Below are 17,779 nucleotides of genomic sequence, written 5' to 3'. Positions count from 1 at the left end.
GAAGTGCGTTACTTCGAAGATTGACTATGAGATGTCGATGGCGAGTACTCGAACCGATATTTGCTTGTTAGGGAGTCCATACTTCCCTGCGGTGTAGTCGACATTGACCAATTCGCTCGATGTCAGCGTTAGATTCGCGCCTGCGGCAAACAAGACCTCGTTCTCATGGCCGAGGTTCGTGCCTTTGCGCTTATATGCGAAGACATTGGTCCTCGGGTTGGTCGCTCTTAGTACGAACAGATCAATACGGCCTGCGTCGTATCCCTTGCCCTTATGGTCTGCGTTCCGCAGCGCAACTTGGGGGCAAAATGACGAAGATAGAGGGCGATCTGTGGTCAATCTGTCGCCCCCCGGCCACAACCCTGCATGAAAGAGGCATTGACCTTCACTAAGCACCTGCCCGATTCCTTCGATCTCTGCTGAGACCTGTGCAAAGTCGCAATTTGGGTACGACTTCTGATATTGCGACAGTGCATCAGGAGTTTTGGATGGCATAGCTTGCCGCCAATGCTTATAGGCGACACTGTTATCCAGTGCTCTGTTGATGGAATCCCCAAGGCCGTTGTCGGCACCGACGCGGCCCATGTAGGTGGCGGCGTCGTGAGCGTTCGCGACGGTCGCCTCTAATCTGACCCTTATCCACATGTGCGGATTGCCGGATGACAGCATTTCCTCAAAGGAGGGACGCCTCATTTCCCATTTCTGGTAAGGGGGGACGAACGTGTCTACAAAAGGAAGGCTCATTAAAAATCCTTTTTCAATAGTGGTTCTGAGATGCGATTCCACGTCCTTACTGATTGAGATCGGACAAGGAGAAAAGGGATACAGAATGCCATCATTCATCCCCATTATCACTTTAATGAGGCATCGAGGCGCGTGGGATCGGCACGCTTGTTGAGCTTTTCAGACGCGGGGCGATTCACCGAGGCTCAAAAATGACATTAGATGGATGCTCTCCACTAAAGGATAGTTTAATGGTGTTTTTCATGGTACTAGAATGCATCGCGTTGGTAAGTACCATGTTTTTATAGGTTTCCTGCTGTTATTTATAATAGAGTGGGAATGATCCCTCTCTGGCGTTGAACGAAAAGGGCCGCATTGCAGGCCCTTTTCTTTTGCCTGGGAAAACCTGCTATTCGCTGCCAGGCGGGTGGCCGAAATAGGCCTTGTAGGCATGGCAGAAATTGGCAGGGTTGGCATAACCGACCTGGTAGGCCACCTGCGACACGTGCCAGCGCCTTTCCAGCAGCAGGGTGCGGGCCTGCTCCAGGCGTTGCTGGCGCACGTACTGCAGCATTGGCCGGCCGAATTCGTCGCGGAACGCCCGGCGCAAGGTGGTCTCGCCCACGCCCAGTTGGCGTGCAAGGCTGGCGGCGGTGGGTGGGGTGGCCAGTTGGGTGTCGAGCAGGCGCCGCGCTTCGATGGCCAGGTCGCGCAGCCCGCGGTCCGGGTTTTTCTTGCCCTGTGCAGGGCCTATCAAGTGGCGCGCCAGCTCCAGCACCACGGCCACGCTCAGGCTTTCGCAATGCAGGCGCCGTAGCCCACCGGTATAGGGTGACAGGTACAGCTGCTGCAGCAAGCGGCTGACGGCGGGGCATTGGGGGAGTTGATCGAAGCGCATGCCGTCTGCGGTCAAGGCCAGCAGGGGTAGCAATTGCGCATCGTCCCGCGCCAGCTCATGCAGGTAGTCGCCGGCAATGCGCACGCCAGCCATGCGCGCATGGCTGTCTGCAGGCAACTGGTCCTGCGCTTCCAGGCTTTCGCCCAGGCCCAGCAGGTGCAAGTGGCCGGGGGCGTAATGGTTGAGCGTGCCGTCGACCTTGTGCTGCCAGGCACCGTCGAACACGTGGACGATGCACAGGCTTTGCGGCAGCAGTTTGTCGATTTGCAACGGTTCGGGAAACTGCAGGTTGCAATCGAAGTACTGCAGCCCCGCGTGCACGGTCTGCGCCCGATAATGCCCGGTTGCACGCCCCATGATCTGCGCCTTGCCGCTGTCCAGCACGCCGGCGTCGGCGAGCGAGCCGGGGCTGTCGAAGGAAAAGGAGGTGTCCAGGTAGGGGCTGGTCGATCGCATGGGCGCTACGTCCTTGGTTGGCGGCGGCATGAGCGTAAATGGTAACGCGCGCACATTTTTGGCAACAGCCATTGTGCGCGGCGGCCCATCTTTTGTGCGAACCGGCCACAGGGGTTGGCAGTGCCGGCGTAGCTGTCTTCAATGATCGATCGTTTCGCATCATGGTGGAAAAAATGTTCGCTTATCGTAAATGGGCTGCCTTGCTGGTGGCATCGCTCACGCTTTGGCTAGGCCAGGCACACGCCGAACAACGGCCTGCAGTAGCCGAACAGGTCAAGGCCTATATGGGCACCGAGGGCGTCAAGGTATGGACGCTGCGCATTGGCGAGCGGGCCGCCAATGAGGCGCTGGTCCAGGTCGAAGGTGTCGATCACGACTGGAACATGCGCATTCAGAAAATGCAGGTCGAGAAAACCGCCAAGGACACCCGCTACTGGACGACGGTCGATGGCAACAAGTTTGTCGTGTTGATCGTGCAGGGCGGCTGGGGCGGCGAGCTCTACCTGCCAGGTGAGCCGCAACCGTTGCCGGTTGGCTACTCCGAGGGTCTGTCGCGCCAAGGTGATGCGCAGGCTTTTCTGACCGATTACCTGGCCAAGCAGCAGTGAACGGGGAGCACATCTGATCATGGCTAAACCCGACGATCCGCTGGCCGACCTTTCCGGCGCGCTTGGCGAAGACTATGAGCAAGCCCGTGCCGCCCAGCGCGAGCGGGTGGTTGCCGAACTCAAACAGGTAATCGAGCGCGTCCCGGAGCAAAGCGAATTCACCAACTCCCGGCGTTACAAGGTCTGGGGGCCGATACTGCTGGTGGGCGCCCTGATTCTGCTGGTCACCACGTTCAACCCGCAACGCCTGGGCGCGGTCGCACTGGTGCTGTTCGTGGTGTGCATGGCGGCAGCGGTGACCTGGCAGCACCGCAACGCGGGCACGCAGGTGTTCATGCGCCTGACTCGCCGACAGCTGTTCGTCGATACCCTGGACGCCCCTGTCGACATGGCTGAAGTCGAGGACATCGCGGTCAAGGACGAAGGCCTGGTCATGGTGCAGACGCTGGAGATGAGCAGCGAAGCTGCGCTGCCTAAGCATCGCGTGGTCAAGCTGCAGTTTTTCGGAAACCAGGCGATGGCCCTGAAAAAGCCGCGACCGCAGATTCGCATCATGTCTGCCGGCCTGGCCTTGAAGGGTCGCAAACTGGGGAACGACGAAGTGCTCGAGCTGTTGGCGGCCTACCGCAATGCGGCCCATGCCCAACGGCAACTGGAGTTGATGCAGGTAGATGTATAGCGGGGCGCTGCAATGAGGCGCCTGGGTTGGGGCCTGGTCATGCTGCTGTTGCCGCTGCTGCTGGTCGGCTGGGGCTGCGTGCAGCAATGGCGGGCCGAGACGGCACAAGAGCAGGCGGGGATCATCCGGCAGTGGCTGGCAACGCCCAGCGAGGACTTGTTGCGCACACTGCCTTGGGCGGCGCGCAAGGAGCTGGCTGGGCGGCTGGACACGCGTGAAGTGCTGCAACGGCAGTTGGATGAACTCGATACCGACCGCCACTGGCTTAGCGTGCGTAGAACGCTGGCCGGTGTCGGCGGCTGGCTGGCATGGGGCGCGCTGGTCGCTGGCATCGGCGCTTGGCTCAGGCTCAGGTACGACGCCTGGCGGGCCTTGCGCTCGGCGCATTACCTGCACCAGCGCATGACCGCCAGCTGGCGGGTGCTGGGGCGTTGGCTAAGCGTCTACATGGGGCTGCTGGCTGGCTCGCTCGGCCTTCTGCTGCTGTATGAAGTCAGCGCCGGCTTCAGCCATGCGGCACAGGGCGGGTTTACCGTGCTGATCGTGGTGCTGCCGCTGGCGTCATTACTGCTCGTGTGCCTGCGTACCGCCTGGCGAATGCGCCAGCAATGGCCGCGCATCGGGGCGTCGAACGCGAGCTTTCTCGGCCGACAGCTTCACCGGCAGGAGGCTCCGGCGCTCTGGCAATGGGTCGAGGGCCTGGCTGCGCAGCTGCATGCGCCAGTACCGGACAATATCGTGGTCGGCATCGACCAAAGCTTTTTCGTCACCAGCGTACCAGTCGTGCTGCAGCCCTGTAAGTCGGTACTCAATGGCCGAACCTTGTACCTGTCGTTACCGTGTCTCGGCGCCTTGAGCCAGCGGGAAACCGCCGCGATCATTGGCCATGAGCTTGGCCATTTTCGCAGCCGCGACACGGAGCAGGCCAGTGCGACCAACGCACGCTTCAGCTTGATGTGCGCCCAGTTCTCGACCCTGGTCGACGCTGAGCGCGGCGCCGCCTGGGTCGCTCGCCCGGTGGTATGGGCAGCCGGTCAGTTCCTGCACCACTTTCAGGTCGCGGTCCATCACTGGGGGCGTGAGCAGGAATTGCTGGCTGACCGGGCCGGTGCCGAAGTGGCCGGACCGGAGCTGTTCATGCAGGCGTTGTTGCGGGCGATCGCCCTGGACAGCGTGGTCGATGCCTTGCTGCACGAGTGCGGCGGCCAAGGCCTGCTGGCAGCGCTGCCCCGGCATTTGCAGCGCGTGCCGTTGCGCCTGGATGAGGACGTGCTGGGCCTGACCATGCCCCATCCATTCGACTCCCATCCGCCACTGGCTGCGCGCCTCGACAACCTTCGCGTCAGGCTGGACGGTGCACTGCTGCAGGCTGCCATGCGCCAACCTGGCGACCATGACCGGCAGTGGTTCAATCAGTTGTGTGGCGGCGCCGTGGAAGCGGAACGCCAGGGTCTCTAGAGACTTCACTTAATATTTCCCATTTGCAGGTGTATCGTATTCGCCCTTCATCGTCAGCCGAGGCTGGCAGCTTGATCGCACCGAACACGAGGTACCCGCACCAATGTCCTTCACCCGTCGACAAATGCTCAAGGGCCTGACCGGCCTGGTTGTGGTTGGCCTGGGCGCCGGTGGCGCGGCGCGTTACTGGCTGGGCAAGGTCGAGGACGACAACGCCGGCCATGACTACGAGCTGATCGCCGCGCCGCTTGACGTCGAGCTGGTGCCGGGCTTCAAGACCGAGGCCTGGGCGTTCGGACCGTCAGCACCGGGCACCGAATTGCGTGTGCGCCAAGGCACCTGGCTGCGGGTGCGCTTCATCAACCACCTGCCGGTGGAAACCACCATCCACTGGCACGGTATCCGCCTGCCGCTGGAAATGGACGGCGTGCCTTATGTGTCGCAACTGCCGGTCAAGCCAGGCGAGTACTTCGACTACAAGTTCCGCGTACCGGATGCGGGCAGCTACTGGTACCACCCTCATGTCAGCAGTTCCGAAGAGCTGGGCCGTGGCCTGGTCGGCCCGCTGATCGTCGAGGAGCGCGAGCCCACCGGCTTCCGCCATGAGCGCACACTCAGCCTGAAGAACTGGCACGTGGACGAGGAGGGTGGCTGGCTGCCGTTCAGTATCCCGCGCGAGGCCGCGCGCAACGGCACCGCCGGGCGCCTGATCACCATCAATGGCCAGGCCGACGCGGTCACCGAACTGCCGGCCGGGCAGGTGGTGCGCGTGCGTCTGCTGAACCTGGACAACACCTGGACTTACCGGGTGAACCTCAAGGGCAACTGCGAGGCCCGGATCTACGCGCTCGATGGTAACCCGGTGACCCCTCGCCCCCTGGAGGACGACTACTGGCTCGGCCCTGGCATGCGCATCTGCCTGGCTATCCGCATTCCCCAGGCGGGGGAGGAAATCTCCCTGCGCGATGGCTTCGTGCGCCTGGGCACCCTGCGCTCGGTGGCCAGTACCGATGCCCCGGGGGACTGGCCGCCAGCGCTGCCGGCCAACCCGATAGCCGAACCGGACCTGGAGAATGCCGAAAAGCTCAACTTCAATTTCGAATGGGCGGCGAAGGTTTCGGTCACCTCCGACCAGGACAAGCCACCGAGCCTTTGGCAAATCAACGGCCAAGCCTGGGACATCACCGACAAGACCTGCGCCGACCGCCCCATCGCCACGCTGCAAAAAGGCAAAAGCTACATCTTCGAGTTGAAGAACATGACCCAGTACCAGCACCCGATCCACCTGCATGGCATGAGTTTCAAGGTGATCGCCTCCAACCGGCACGACATCAAGGAACCGTGGTTCACCGACACCTACCTGCTGGGCAAGAACGAGCGCGCCCAGGTGGCCCTTGTGGCGGATAACCCGGGCACCTGGATGTTCCACTGCCACGTCATCGACCACATGGAAACCGGCCTGATGGCCGCTATCGCGGTGGTCTGATGCGCCCGCAGATCATCGATCGCAGCCGCGATCAGGAATTCATGCGCCTGGCGTTGTCGCTGGCAGCCGAGGGTGCAACGCTGGGCGAGGTACCGGTGGGGGCCGTGCTGGTGCAGCATGGCCAGGTGATCGGCCAGGGTTTCAACCGGCCGATCATCGACAGCGACCCCAGTGCCCATGCCGAGATGGTGGCGATTCGGGCGGCGGCCAAGGCGGCCAGCAACTACCGCCTGCCAGGCAGCACCCTGTACGTCACGCTGGAACCGTGCAGCATGTGTGCAGGCCTGATCGTACATTCACGGGTGACGCGGGTGGTGTTTGGCGCGCTGGAGCCCAAGGCGGGGATCGTGCAAAGCCAGGGGCAGTTCTTCGGCCAGGGCTTTCTCAACCACCGGGTGATGGTGGAGGGCGGGGTGCTGGCGCAGGAGTGTGGGCAGATCCTCAGCGATTTCTTCAAGGCCCGCCGGGCCAAGGGCTAGCCTGGCCCGGCCTGTTCGCGGGCACGCCCGCTCCCACAGGAATCCCACCCCCTCAGGCTTGTGGTGTGCCCGCGAACAGGCCGCACAGGCTCACATCGGGGGTGACTGGTCCGCCGGCTTGTCCTTGTTCACACCAGGCACATGCAGGTTGCCTTCGGCGACCTGGCCTTCGAGCTGCGGCTGGGTGACCCAGGTGAGGATGTCGTAGTAGCGGCGGATGTTGGCCACGAAGTGCACAGGCTCGCCACCGCGGGCATAGCCGTACTTGGTCTGCCGGTACCACTGTTTCTGCGACAGGCGCGGCAGCATCTTCTTCACATCCAGCCACTTGTTCGGGTTGAGCTTTTCGCGCTTGGCCAGGGTACGGGCGTCTTCCAGGTGGCCGCTGCCCACGTTGTAGGCAGCCAGGGCGAACCAGGTGCGGTCGGGCTCCTTGATGCTGTCGTCGAGCTCTTCCTTGATTTTCATGAAGTACTTGGCGCCCCCCTGGATGCTCTGCCGCGGGTCCAGGCGGTTGGATACGCCCATCGCCTGGGCAGTGCGCTGGGTCAGCATCATCAGGCCGCGCACGCCGGTCTTGGAGGTGACCTCCGGCTGCCACATCGATTCCTGGTAACCAATGGCCGCCAGCAGGCGCCAGTCCACCTGCTCGACCTTGGCGTAGCTCTTGAAGTGCTTCTCGTACTTGGGCAGGCGTTGCTGCAGGTGTTGGGCAAAGGTGTAGGCGCCCACGTAGCCCAGAACATCGACATGGCCGTAGTAGCGGTCCTTCAGGCGCTGCAGGGTGCCGTTTTTCTGCGCCTTGTCGAGAAATTCATTGATTTCGTTGAGCAGGCTGTTGTCTTCACCGGCCGCGACTGCCCAGCGTTGATCACGGGTATCGCCCACATCGAAGGCAACCCGCACGTTGGGGAAGTAGACCTGGTTCATCGCCAGTTCGTTGGAGTCGACCAGGGTCAGGTCGATCTGGCCCTCATCGACCATGCGCAGCAGGTCGACCACCTCGACCGCATCGGACTCTTCATATTCCAGGCCCGGGTTCTGCTTTTTCAGCTCGGCCAGAAGGTCGGCATGGCTGCTGCCCTTGAGCACCATGATTTTCTTGCCGACCAGGCCCTTGGCGTTGGTCGGGCGTGGGCGGCCGTTGCGATAGACCACCTGCGGGGTGACTTCCAGGTAGGGATGCGAGTATTTCACCTGGGCCTTGCGCCGTTCACTGCTGACCAGGCCGGCCGCGGCCAGCACCGGGCCGGCAGGTTTGCCGAGCGAATCGTATAGTTCGTCGAGGTTGTCGGCGGTTTCGATCTGCAGTTTTACGCCGAGATCATCGGCGAAATGCTGGACAAGTTCGTACTCGAAGCCGGTTTCGCCGTTGCGGTCCTGGAAGTAGGTGGCCGGGCTGTTGCGGGTGATCACGCGCAGCACGCCGTCCTCCTTCACGCGCTCGAGGGTGCTGGGTTTTTCAACGCAGGCACCGAGCAGCAGAAAGAGTCCGGTTGCGAGGAGCCATTTGGCGCAACGCTGGCGCAAAGCAGTGTGGGCGAACATAGCTTGCAGTATACGCAAAGGACCGGCGCAACCATATCTCGACAACTGTTAGGTTGTCTGGTAGCGGATTATGTGCTGCAAGCTTCAAGCTGCAAGCCACAAGAAAAAGCAGCCGGGCAGGGCATGTTTTTTCTTGTGGCTTGCAGCTTGCGGCTTGTCGCTTTTTTTGACCCCAAAGTCCGGTTCCGCCGCCCGGCAGCCATGGCTTAGAGCGGGTGCCGAAAGCCAACGAATTAGGCTAGAATGCACGGCCTCTAAGCACACCCCTTCCTGAGGCTGTCCCGACGATGTTGATCCTGCGCGGCGCTCCTGCCCTTTCTGCCTTTCGCCACGGTAAATTACTCGAGCAACTGAGCCAGAAAGTCCCCGCTGTTACTGGTTTGTATGCCGAATTTGCCCACTTCGCCGATGTTGAAGGCGAACTGACCGCCGACCAGCAGCAGGTGCTGGGCCGTCTGCTCAAGTACGGCCCGAGCGTGCCGGTACAGGAGCCGAGCGGCCGCCTGTTCCTGGTCGTACCGCGCCTGGGCACCATCTCGCCATGGGCCAGCAAGGCCAGCGACATCGCTCACAACTGCGGCCTGCAGGCGATCCAGCGCCTGGAGCGTGGTATCGCCTACTACGTTGCCGGCGAGCTGAGCGACGCTGACGCCGCCCTGATCGCCGCCGAGCTGCACGACCGCATGACCCAGCGCGTGCTCGGCCAGCTGGAGCAGGCCGCTGACATGTTCAGCCACGCCCAGCCCAAGCCGATGACCTCGGTCGATATCCTCGGCGGCGGCCGCGAGGCGCTGGCCAAGGCCAACATCGACCTCGGCCTGGCCCTGGCCGAAGACGAAATCGACTACCTGGTCAATGCCTTCCAGGGCCTCAAGCGCAACCCGAACGACATCGAACTGATGATGTTCGCCCAGGCCAACTCCGAGCACTGCCGCCACAAGATCTTCAACGCCAGTTGGGACATCGACGGCCAGGCGCAGGAAAAAAGCCTGTTCGGCATGATCAAGAACACCTACCAGATGCACAACGAAGGTGTGCTGTCTGCATACAAGGACAACGCCTCGGTGATCGTCGGCAACGTTGCCGGCCGGTTCTTCCCGAACCCTGAAACCCGCCAGTACGGCGCGGTGCAGGAGCCGGTGCACATCCTCATGAAGGTGGAAACCCACAACCACCCGACCGCCATCGCCCCGTTCTCCGGTGCGTCCACCGGCTCGGGTGGCGAAATCCGTGACGAAGGTGCTACTGGCCGTGGCGCCAAGCCCAAGGCGGGCCTGACCGGTTTCACCGTGTCCAACCTGCGCATTCCGGGCTTCGAGCAGCCCTGGGAGCAGGCCTACGGCAAGCCAGAGCGGATCGTCGACGCCCTCGACATCATGATCGAAGGCCCATTGGGCGGTGCTGCTTTCAACAACGAATTCGGTCGCCCGGCGCTGACCGGCTATTTCCGTACCTTCGAGCAGGCCATCAACACCCCGCACGGTGAAGAAGTACGCGGTTATCACAAGCCGATCATGCTCGCAGGCGGCATGGGCAACATCCGGGAAGACCACGTGCAGAAGGGCGAGATCACGGTCGGCGCCAAGCTGATCGTGCTCGGTGGCCCGGCCATGCTGATCGGCCTGGGCGGCGGCGCTGCTTCGTCGGTGGCCACCGGCGCCAGCTCCGCTGACCTGGACTTCGCCTCGGTACAGCGCGAAAACCCGGAAATGGAACGCCGTTGCCAGGAGGTCATCGACCGCTGCTGGCAACTGGGCGATGCCAACCCTATCGCCTTCATTCACGACGTGGGCGCCGGCGGCATCTCCAATGCCTTCCCGGAGCTGGTCAACGACGGCGGCCGTGGTGGCCGCTTCGAGCTGCGCAACGTGCCCAACGACGAGCCGGGCATGGCCCCGCACGAAATCTGGAGCAACGAGTCGCAGGAGCGCTACGTGCTGGCCGTCAGTGCCGTCGACTTCGAGCGCTTCAAGGCCATTTGCGAGCGCGAGCGTTGCCCGTTTGCCGTAGTCGGTGAAGCCACCGAAGAAAAGCACCTGACCGTCAGCGACAGCCACTTCGGCAACACCCCGGTGGACATGCCCCTCGACGTGCTGCTGGGCAAGCCGCCGCGCATGCACCGTTCGGTCACCCGTGAAGCCGAGCTGGGCGATGATTTCGACCCAAGCGAGCTGGACCTGGACAGCGCCGTGCAGCGCGTGCTGAACCACCCGGCAGTGGCCAGCAAGAGCTTCCTGATCACCATCGGCGACCGCACCATCACCGGCCTGGTTGCCCGCGACCAGATGGTCGGCCCGTGGCAGGTTCCGGTTGCCGACTGCGCCGTCACGGCCACCAGCTTCGATGTGTACACCGGTGAAGCCATGGCCATGGGCGAGCGAACCCCGCTGGCCTTGCTGGACGCCCCGGCATCCGGCCGCATGGCCATTGGCGAAACGCTGACCAACCTGGCGGCATCGCGCATCGAAAAACTGTCCGACGTCAAGCTGTCGGCCAACTGGATGTCCGCTGCCGGCCACCCAGGTGAAGACGCGCGCTTGTACGACACCGTCAAGGCGGTCGGCATGGAGCTGTGCCCGGAGCTGGGCATTACCATTCCGGTCGGCAAAGACTCCATGTCGATGAAAACCAAGTGGAGCGACGAGGGCGTCGAGAAGAGCGTGACCTCGCCGATGTCGCTGATCATCACCGGCTTCGCCCCGGTCACCGATATTCGCAAGACCTTGACCCCGCAACTGCGCATGGACAAGGGTGAAACCGACCTGATCCTGGTCGACCTCGGCCGCGGCAAGAACCGTATGGGCGCCTCGATCCTGGCCCAGACCTACGGCAAGATCGCTGCCCAGGCACCGGATGTCGACGATGCCGAAGACCTCAAGGCCTTCTTCGCCGTGATCCAGGGCCTGAACGAAGATGGCCACCTGCTGGCCTACCACGACCGTTCCGACGGTGGCCTGGCCGCCACCGTGCTGGAAATGGCCTTTGCTGGCCACTGCGGCCTGGACCTGCACCTCGACCCGCTGACCGACAGCAAGGCCGATGTGGCGGCCATTCTGTTCAACGAAGAGCTGGGGGCGGTCATCCAGGTTCGCCAGGACGCCACCCCCGACGTACTGGCACAGTTCAGCGCCGCTGGCCTGGGCGAAGGTTGCGTGGCGGTGATCGGCAAGCCGGTCAATAACGCCGAAGTGTCCATCAGCCTCAATGGCGAAGTGCTGTTCGACGACGACCGCCGCATGCTGCAGCGCCAGTGGGCCGAGACCAGCTACCAGATCCAGCGCCTGCGCGACAACGCCGACTGCGCCGACCAGGAATTCGACCTGCTGCTCGAGGAAGACAACCCGGGCCTGTCGGTCAAGCTGGGCTTCGACGTCAACGACGATATCGCCGCACCGTACATCAAGAAAGGCGTGCGCCCGCAAGTGGCCATCCTGCGTGAGCAGGGCGTCAACGGCCAGGTTGAAATGGCTGCAGCCTTCGACCGCGCCGGCTTCGCCGCCATCGACGTGCACATGAGCGATATCCTTGCCGGCCGCGTCGACTTCGAGGCCTTCAAGGGCCTGGTGGCCTGCGGTGGTTTCTCCTACGGTGACGTGCTGGGCGCCGGTGAGGGCTGGGCCAAGTCGGCGCTGTTCAACAGTCGCGCCCGTGATGCCTTCCAGGCCTTCTTCGAGCGTACAGACAGCTTCGCCCTGGGCGTGTGCAACGGTTGCCAGATGATGTCCAACCTGCACGAGCTGATCCCGGGCACCGAGCACTGGCCGCACTTCGTGCGCAACCGCTCGGAGCAGTTCGAGGCACGCGTGGCCATGGTCGAAGTGCAGAAGTCCAACTCGATCTTCCTGCAAGGCATGGCCGGTTCGCGCATGCCGATCGCCATCGCCCACGGTGAAGGCCATGCCGAGTTCGCCAGCGAAGAAGCGCTGCTGGCCGCCGACATGTCCGGTTGCGTGGCCCTGCGCTATGTCGATAACCACGGCAAGGTCACCGAAGCCTACCCGGCCAACCCGAACGGCTCGCCGCGCGGTATCACCGGCCTCACCAGCCGCGACGGTCGCGTGACCATCATGATGCCGCACCCGGAGCGTGTGTTCCGCGCCGTGCAGAACTCCTGGCGCCCTGACGAGTGGCACGAAGATGCCGCGCTGATGCGCATGTTCCGCAATGCGCGGGTGTGGGTGAACTAAGGCGTGTACAAGCTCGCCTTCTTCGTCCCCGCCAGCCATGTCGACGTGGTCAAGGCCGCTGTGTTCGCCGCCGGTGGCGGGCGCATCGGCGACTATGACCACTGCGCCTGGCAAACCCTGGGCCAGGGCCAGTTTCGCCCGCTGGACGGCAGCCAGCCGTTTCTCGGGCAAACTGGCCGGGTCGAGGTGGTGGAAGAGTGGAAGGTGGAGCTGGTGGTGGCAGACGAGCTGGTAGCCCAGGTCGTCGCTGCGCTCAAGCAAAGCCACCCGTATGAGACGCCAGCCTATGAGGTGTGGCGGCTCGCCGAGTTCTAGACCGCATCAGGGCTATTCGCGGGCACGCCCGCTCCCACAGGGGTTACACAACTTGTGGGAGCGGGCGTGCCCGCGAACAGGCCAGTAAAGCCAGCGCAAGGCTGGCTGTACCACACCGGTCAGACGGTGCCGATCTCCCCGCCATCAACCCGCTGAATCACCACCGTCGCAGCCCGCGGCCGTACCTTGGTACCCGCTGGCGTCACATCCGTAGCGTTGTCGGTGCATGGCCAGTTCCCTGGGTGCTGAATGTTGACGAACAGCGTCTTGTTGTCCGGGGTAAAGGTAATCCCGGTCACTTCGCAACCATTCGGGCCAACGAAGAAGCGCCGCAGGTCCACCTGGTTCTGCGCGTTCACCGGCACCTGTTTGCCGCCGGCGTCCACCAGGTTGGTGGGGATCACCGCCAGTAGCTGGTCATTGGTGTAGTCGGTGACAGTGCTTTCGCCGTTGTCGGTCTCGAACCACAGCACGCCACGGCTATCGAAGCTCATGCCGTCCGGGCTGGCGAACTGGTTCAGTTCGGTGAGGCCGGAACGGTTGATGTCGGCGGTGCCGGCCGCGTTGGCGCCAAACACGAAGATGTCCCAGGCGAAGCTCAACTGGTCGTCGCTGTCGTGCCAGCGGATGATATGGCCATGGCGGTTCGGCCCGCGCGGGTTGGCGGCATCGGCTTTCTCCGGGGTGCGCGCACTGTTGTTGGTCAGGGTCAGGTACACGTCGCCGTTCAGCGGGTTGACCGTGGTCCACTCCGGGCGGTCCATTGGCGTTGCGCCCACGGCATCGCCGGCACCCCGGGTGTTGAGCAGGATGCCCGGCAGGTCACCGTACAGCGCGCCCAAGGTGCCCCCGCCAGTGGTGGGGGTAGTCACGTCCAGCAGCAGCCAGACGCCAGTGCCGTCGGCATTGAAGCGGGCGACGTACAGCTTGCCTTGGTCCAGGTACTTGGCACCAGTGGCCAGTCGGTCGGCCGGGTTGGCATCGGCGGCATCCCACACGGCGCTGGACACCCACTTGTACACGTATTCGTTGTTGGAGTCGTCACCCATGTACCACACCAGTGGCTTGCCCGGCACCGGCAGGCCCGGGGCGCAGCCTTCGTGGCGGAAGCGGCCCAGTGCGGTACGTTTGGTGGCGAGGGTGCTGCTGTCGTAAGGGTCGATCTCGACGATGTAGCCGTAGGTGCTGGCTTCGTTGCGGTAGTCGTCGGTGGCGCTGGCGCCCTTGGCGGTCACGTCGAAACGGGCGAACTCGTCGGCTTCCTCGCCGGCGTCGCCGGCTGCACTTTCCCATTTGAACTGGCCGCTGGAAGTGCCCACGCCAATGCGCTGCTGGTCTTCAGGGCGGGTGCCCTTGTTGACGAAAATGCCCGGCCAGTTTTCTTCACAGGTGAGGTAGGTGCCCCAAGGCGTATAGCCGTTGCCGCAGTTGTTGTTGGTGCCTCGGCAGTGGGTGCCGGCGGGGGAGTACTTGGTCTTGACGTGTTCGGTGCCACGCAGCGGGCCGCTGATGGCCATGCGCGATGCGGTGGTGAAGCGGCGGTTGAGCGGGTCGTTGTCGACCACCTGCCAGCGGCCATCGGTTTTCTGCAAGCGCACCACGCCAGCGCCGTGGGCGTTGATTTCCTTGCGCACTTCTTCGGCCGGGCGTTTGCCATTGATATCGGTCGTTGGGCCGGCCGGGTGCAGGGCGGCAGTGTCGATGTACTCGAAGTTGATCGCCAGCAGGCCGTCTTCCGAGCTGCCGTTGATGGGGAAGAAATGCATGCCGTCATGGTGCATGCCCATGGCGTTGGCTTGATCGGTCGAGGTATTGCTGCCATCGGCTCGCCACGGCTTGGCGTTGCTGTTCAGCGGCGTACCCCATGGGGCGAGCACGTAGGCGCTGTAGCCGGCGGCGACTGCGCAGGCGTCGGTGCGCGATCCGGGGATGGACTGGAAACCCAGCGCCATTTTCGGCTTTTCCGGCTCGCTAACGGGCGGCTGGGTGAGCGGATCATCGTTGGCGGAGCCGCCGCTGTCGAAGCAGCCTGCCAGGCCTGTACCGGCGATCATGGCGATGGCTGCGCCCAGGCTGCCGCGCATCACACTGCGGCGGCTGAGGTAGACGTCCATGACAGAGGCCATCGGCAGGTTGCCGCTGTGGTTCCGGTCCAGATTGTCGCCGGTATCTCGACTCATCAGAGTGTCCTTGTACTCGCTGGGTTGAAACAAACCGCGACTATAAGGCGCAAATATGATGATTCGTTGGCAGAAATGTTAACGAGCTTTTAAAGCAACCGGCTCCCGGCATTGCCTGGCTGCGCTGGTAGGGCTCAGGGCCGGATTTCGATCAACGTCCCATCGCGTACCAGGTTCCACACCTCCTGCATGTCACGGTTACGCATGGCAATGCAGCCATCGGTCCAGTCCAGGGTGTGGAAATACCATTCCGGGTATTCATCGTTGATCGGTGTGCCGTGGATCATGATCATGCTGCCGGCACTCACGCCTTCACGGGTAGCGCGGGCGGCATCGTTGCTGTTCGGGTAATTGATGTGCATGGCCAGGTTGAAGCGATCGCTCTGCTTGCGCCAGTCCAGCCAGTACAGACCCTCTGGGGTCTTCTTGTCGCCCTCGCGCTGCTTGGCGCCCTTGGGCTGCTTGCCCAGGGAAATGCGGTAGGTCTTCAGCGGCTCGCCACGGCTGATCAATTGCAGGCGCCGCTCGGACTTGATCACCAGCACCTTATCGATCAGCGGTTGCATCGCCTGCTGCGAGGGCGACGGGGATGGCGCGGCCTGCACAGGCTTGCGAATGATGGTCTCGGTAAATGCCGCCTGGGACACCGAGGTAACGCAAAGGCAGAAAATGGCAAGCAACCAGCGCATGTAACGGTATCCCTGAAGGCGTCTAGGTATTGGGTGAAACGAGCATCGGCGGCAGGTATTCATGGCCTATGGGGTAGTGCGCCCCGATGCGGTCGCGATAGTAGCATTCTAGTGTGCGCGTGACTGTGCGGAAAGCCAGCTCACCCCAGGGAATCTCGTGTTCCTCGAACAGCCGCACCTCCAGGCTCTCGACGCCCACAGCGAAATCCAGGTCTGCCAGTTCGGCGCGGAAGAACACATGCACCTGGTTGATGTGCGGCAGGTCGAACAGCTGGTACAGGCTGGTTGCGCCGACCCGGGCGCAGGCTTCCTCCACCGTTTCGCGACGGGCGGCCTGGTCGAGGGTTTCGCCGTTCTCCATGAAACCGGCGGGCAGGGTCCAGAAACCGCGGCGCGGCTCGATGGCGCGGCGGCACAGCAGCACCTGGCTGCCCCAGGTGGGCAGCACGCCGGCGACGACGTTGGGGTTCTGGTAGTGGATGGTCTGGCAAGCCTCGCAGACATACCGCAGGCGGCTGTCGCCTTCGGGGATCCGCAGGGTGACCGGGTGGCCGCACGCGCTGCAGTAGTTCATGGCACTATCCTTTATGTTCCGGGCTATCTTGGCGCGGCCGCAGGCGCGCCGCAAGCGCGGGGGCTTGGGTGCCACGCGGCTTTGGTGCATCATGCAAGGCAGGCCTTGGATACGAGCGTGCGCAATGCTGGACGAGCTACTTCGCCGAATGAGCAACCACCAACCCGCGTCACTGGAAACCGACCGGCGGTTCCCCGAAGCGGCGGTTCTTTTGCCCATTACCCGTAGCGAAGCGCCCGAACTGGTCTTGACCCTGCGCGCCCAGGGGCTGTCCACCCATGGCGGTGAAGTGGCTTTTCCCGGAGGCCGCCGCGACCCGGAAGACCCGGACCTGGTGTTCACCGCGCTGCGCGAAGCCGAAGAAGAAATCGGCCTGCCGCCGGGTCTGGTGGAGGTGGTCGGCCCGCTCAGCCCGCTGATTTCACTGCATGGCTTGAAAGTGACACCATTCGTCGGCGTTATCCCCGACTTCGTCGAATACCGCGCCAACGACGCCGAGATCGCGGCAGTATTCACCGTGCCGCTGGAATTTTTCCGCCAGGACCCGCGTGACCATACCCACCGTATCGATTACCAAGGCCGCAGCTGGTATGTACCCAGCTATCGCTATGGCGAATACAAGATCTGGGGCTTGTCGGCGATCATGATCGTCGAACTGGTCAACCTGCTGTTCGATGCCGGCATCAGCTTGCATCAACCCCCTGAGCGGTACATCGAAAACTGAGCGGGGCCAACCCCGTCGTCTGCGTTCCAGCCTGAGGAGCAAGCATGAAGTACCGCCTGGGCGACCTGCGGGTCGAGAGCCACCCCACCAGTTGGGCCGCGCCTAACGCCACGCTGATCGGCAACGTGCGCCTGCAAGCCAATGCCAGTGTGTGGTTTGGCGCAGTGCTGCGCGGCGACAACGAGCTGATCGAGATCGGCGAAGACAGCAACGTGCAGGACGGCACGGTGATGCACACCGACATGGGGTCGCCGCTGACCTTGGGCAAGGGCGTGACCGTCGGTCACAATGCCATGCTGCATGGCTGCACGGTCGGTGACTACAGCCTGGTCGGCATCAATGCGGTGATCCTCAATGGCGCGCGTATTGGCAAGCATTGCATCATTGGCGCCAACGCGCTCATTCCCGAAGGCAAGGAAATTCCTGACGGTTCGCTGGTGATGGGGTCGCCGGGCAAGGTGGTGCGCGAGCTGACCGAACAGCAGAAGCGCCTTCTGGAAGCCAGCGCCGCCCATTACGTGCACAATGCCCGGCGTTATGCGCGGGAGTTGGTAATTGACGATGAGTAATGTTGTGGAACGGCCGGTGGCCTCGCCCTGCGTGAGCATCTGTGCGTTGGACGAGCAGGACATCTGCACTGGCTGCCAGCGTAGCGTGGCCGAGATCGGCCGCTGGGGGCGGATGGACAATGACGAGCGCCGCGCGGTGCTCAAGCGTTGCCATGAACGGGCTGTAGAGGCTGGCCTGATCCTCTAGTCTGATGCAGAACCCTGTG

At 63.1% G+C, this 17,779-nt stretch carries 16 protein-coding genes; 10 read left to right on the top strand and 6 right to left on the bottom strand.

Annotated elements, in window-relative coordinates; translation table 11 throughout:
* Window positions 1-24 precede the first annotated feature (24 nt).
* Together ACF8SD_RS05330 and ACF8SD_RS05325 are read right to left on the bottom strand one after the other, a co-directional pair.
* Window positions 25-843: a hypothetical protein gene (locus ACF8SD_RS05330; protein ID WP_392483995.1), complete on the bottom strand. Its 819-nt coding sequence runs from the start codon at window positions 841-843 to the stop codon at window positions 25-27.
* Between the two features lie 289 nt (window positions 844-1,132).
* Window positions 1,133-2,077 (bottom strand): helix-turn-helix transcriptional regulator, encoded by a 945-nt coding sequence (locus tag ACF8SD_RS05325; protein WP_392483994.1) that lies wholly within the window; start codon window positions 2,075-2,077, stop codon window positions 1,133-1,135.
* 173 nt (window positions 2,078-2,250) lie between these two features.
* On the opposite strand from ACF8SD_RS05325, the gene ACF8SD_RS05320 reads away from it, so the two are divergent.
* The 5 genes from ACF8SD_RS05320 (at window position 2,251) to tadA (ending at window position 6,787) form a co-directional block, all read left to right on the top strand.
* The gene (locus tag ACF8SD_RS05320) at window positions 2,251-2,685 is read left to right on the top strand and encodes a hypothetical protein (protein ID WP_054881723.1); all 435 of its coding nucleotides are present in this window, start codon (window positions 2,251-2,253) and stop codon (window positions 2,683-2,685) included.
* 19 nt (window positions 2,686-2,704) lie between these two features.
* Window positions 2,705-3,364 carry a hypothetical protein gene (locus ACF8SD_RS05315; RefSeq protein ID WP_125854972.1) on the top strand — a complete coding sequence of 220 codons (660 nt, stop codon included), beginning with the start codon at window positions 2,705-2,707 and terminating at the stop codon, window positions 3,362-3,364.
* A 12-nt stretch (window positions 3,365-3,376) separates the two neighbouring features.
* Entirely contained in the window at window positions 3,377-4,822 is a 1,446-nt protein-coding gene (locus tag ACF8SD_RS05310) for a M48 family metallopeptidase (protein WP_392483993.1), read from the top strand.
* A 103-nt stretch (window positions 4,823-4,925) separates the two neighbouring features.
* Window positions 4,926-6,308: a multicopper oxidase family protein gene (locus ACF8SD_RS05305; protein ID WP_173887734.1), complete on the top strand. Its 1,383-nt coding sequence runs from the start codon at window positions 4,926-4,928 to the stop codon at window positions 6,306-6,308.
* Window positions 6,308-6,787 (top strand): tRNA adenosine(34) deaminase TadA, encoded by a 480-nt coding sequence (tadA, locus tag ACF8SD_RS05300; RefSeq protein WP_173887735.1) that lies wholly within the window; start codon window positions 6,308-6,310, stop codon window positions 6,785-6,787. The genes ACF8SD_RS05305 and tadA overlap by 1 nt, the downstream gene beginning before the upstream one ends.
* A gap of 90 nt (window positions 6,788-6,877) precedes the next feature.
* On the opposite strand, the gene mltF is transcribed toward tadA, so the two are convergent.
* Window positions 6,878-8,335, bottom strand: coding sequence for a membrane-bound lytic murein transglycosylase MltF (gene mltF, locus ACF8SD_RS05295; protein WP_173887736.1), 1,458 nt, complete (start codon window positions 8,333-8,335; stop codon window positions 6,878-6,880).
* Between the two features lie 287 nt (window positions 8,336-8,622).
* On the opposite strand from mltF, the gene purL reads away from it, so the two are divergent.
* Complete coding sequence (gene purL, locus ACF8SD_RS05290; RefSeq protein WP_173887737.1) at window positions 8,623-12,522, top strand: phosphoribosylformylglycinamidine synthase; 3,900 nt, start codon at window positions 8,623-8,625, stop codon at window positions 12,520-12,522.
* A 3-nt stretch (window positions 12,523-12,525) separates the two neighbouring features.
* Window positions 12,526-12,837: an NGG1p interacting factor NIF3 gene (locus ACF8SD_RS05285; protein ID WP_392483992.1), complete on the top strand. Its 312-nt coding sequence runs from the start codon at window positions 12,526-12,528 to the stop codon at window positions 12,835-12,837.
* A 119-nt stretch (window positions 12,838-12,956) separates the two neighbouring features.
* Here the strand turns inward: ACF8SD_RS05285 and ACF8SD_RS05280 are convergent, their stop codons facing one another.
* The 3 genes from ACF8SD_RS05280 to ACF8SD_RS05270 form a co-directional block, all read right to left on the bottom strand.
* Window positions 12,957-15,017, bottom strand: coding sequence for a PhoX family protein (locus ACF8SD_RS05280; RefSeq protein ID WP_392483990.1), 2,061 nt, complete (start codon window positions 15,015-15,017; stop codon window positions 12,957-12,959).
* 134 nt (window positions 15,018-15,151) lie between these two features.
* Window positions 15,152-15,706, bottom strand: coding sequence for a murein L,D-transpeptidase family protein (locus tag ACF8SD_RS05275; protein WP_009683431.1), 555 nt, complete (start codon window positions 15,704-15,706; stop codon window positions 15,152-15,154).
* Window positions 15,707-15,728: 22 nt separating this feature from the next.
* The gene (locus tag ACF8SD_RS05270; RefSeq protein ID WP_029885510.1) at window positions 15,729-16,280 is read right to left on the bottom strand and encodes an NUDIX hydrolase; all 552 of its coding nucleotides are present in this window, start codon (window positions 16,278-16,280) and stop codon (window positions 15,729-15,731) included.
* A 124-nt stretch (window positions 16,281-16,404) separates the two neighbouring features.
* On the opposite strand from ACF8SD_RS05270, the gene ACF8SD_RS05265 reads away from it, so the two are divergent.
* From ACF8SD_RS05265 to ACF8SD_RS05255, 3 genes are read left to right on the top strand one after another with little or no spacing between them, the layout of a single operon-like run.
* Entirely contained in the window at window positions 16,405-17,004 is a 600-nt protein-coding gene (locus ACF8SD_RS05265) for a CoA pyrophosphatase (protein ID WP_009683433.1), read from the top strand.
* Window positions 17,005-17,048: 44 nt separating this feature from the next.
* A complete protein-coding gene (locus ACF8SD_RS05260; RefSeq protein WP_274411684.1) occupies window positions 17,049-17,573 on the top strand; it encodes a gamma carbonic anhydrase family protein in 525 nt (174 codons plus the stop codon).
* Window positions 17,566-17,760 (top strand): DUF1289 domain-containing protein, encoded by a 195-nt coding sequence (locus ACF8SD_RS05255; protein ID WP_054914026.1) that lies wholly within the window; start codon window positions 17,566-17,568, stop codon window positions 17,758-17,760. The genes ACF8SD_RS05260 and ACF8SD_RS05255 overlap by 8 nt, the downstream gene beginning before the upstream one ends.
* The last annotated feature ends 19 nt before the right edge of the window (window positions 17,761-17,779 follow it).

This window comes from Pseudomonas sp. CJQ_9, from assembly GCF_043106615.1.
GTDB lineage: Bacteria > Pseudomonadota > Gammaproteobacteria > Pseudomonadales > Pseudomonadaceae > Aquipseudomonas > Aquipseudomonas juntendi.
The sequence above is the reverse complement of the archived record's forward strand: the minus strand, read 5'-3'. Positions and strand labels throughout refer to the sequence as shown.

Bases quoted from the DNA above. Each gene is read 5' to 3' on its own strand.
- ACF8SD_RS05330 (WP_392483995.1), bottom strand. From the start codon at position 843: ATGAATGATGGCATTCTGTATCCCTTTTCTCCTTGTCCGATCTCAATC.
- ACF8SD_RS05325 (WP_392483994.1), bottom strand. From the start codon at position 2,077: ATGCGATCGACCAGCCCCTACCTGGACACCTCCTTTTCCTTCGACAGC.
- ACF8SD_RS05320 (WP_054881723.1), top strand. From the start codon at position 2,251: ATGTTCGCTTATCGTAAATGGGCTGCCTTGCTGGTGGCATCGCTCACG.
- ACF8SD_RS05315 (WP_125854972.1), top strand. From the start codon at position 2,705: ATGGCTAAACCCGACGATCCGCTGGCCGACCTTTCCGGCGCGCTTGGC.
- ACF8SD_RS05310 (WP_392483993.1), top strand. From the start codon at position 3,377: ATGAGGCGCCTGGGTTGGGGCCTGGTCATGCTGCTGTTGCCGCTGCTG.
- ACF8SD_RS05305 (WP_173887734.1), top strand. From the start codon at position 4,926: ATGTCCTTCACCCGTCGACAAATGCTCAAGGGCCTGACCGGCCTGGTT.
- tadA (WP_173887735.1), top strand. From the start codon at position 6,308: ATGCGCCCGCAGATCATCGATCGCAGCCGCGATCAGGAATTCATGCGC.
- mltF (WP_173887736.1), bottom strand. From the start codon at position 8,335: ATGTTCGCCCACACTGCTTTGCGCCAGCGTTGCGCCAAATGGCTCCTC.
- purL (WP_173887737.1), top strand. From the start codon at position 8,623: ATGTTGATCCTGCGCGGCGCTCCTGCCCTTTCTGCCTTTCGCCACGGT.
- ACF8SD_RS05280 (WP_392483990.1), bottom strand. From the start codon at position 15,017: ATGAGTCGAGATACCGGCGACAATCTGGACCGGAACCACAGCGGCAAC.
- ACF8SD_RS05275 (WP_009683431.1), bottom strand. From the start codon at position 15,706: ATGCGCTGGTTGCTTGCCATTTTCTGCCTTTGCGTTACCTCGGTGTCC.
- ACF8SD_RS05270 (WP_029885510.1), bottom strand. From the start codon at position 16,280: ATGAACTACTGCAGCGCGTGCGGCCACCCGGTCACCCTGCGGATCCCC.
- ACF8SD_RS05265 (WP_009683433.1), top strand. From the start codon at position 16,405: ATGCTGGACGAGCTACTTCGCCGAATGAGCAACCACCAACCCGCGTCA.
- ACF8SD_RS05260 (WP_274411684.1), top strand. From the start codon at position 17,049: ATGAAGTACCGCCTGGGCGACCTGCGGGTCGAGAGCCACCCCACCAGT.
- ACF8SD_RS05255 (WP_054914026.1), top strand. From the start codon at position 17,566: ATGAGTAATGTTGTGGAACGGCCGGTGGCCTCGCCCTGCGTGAGCATC.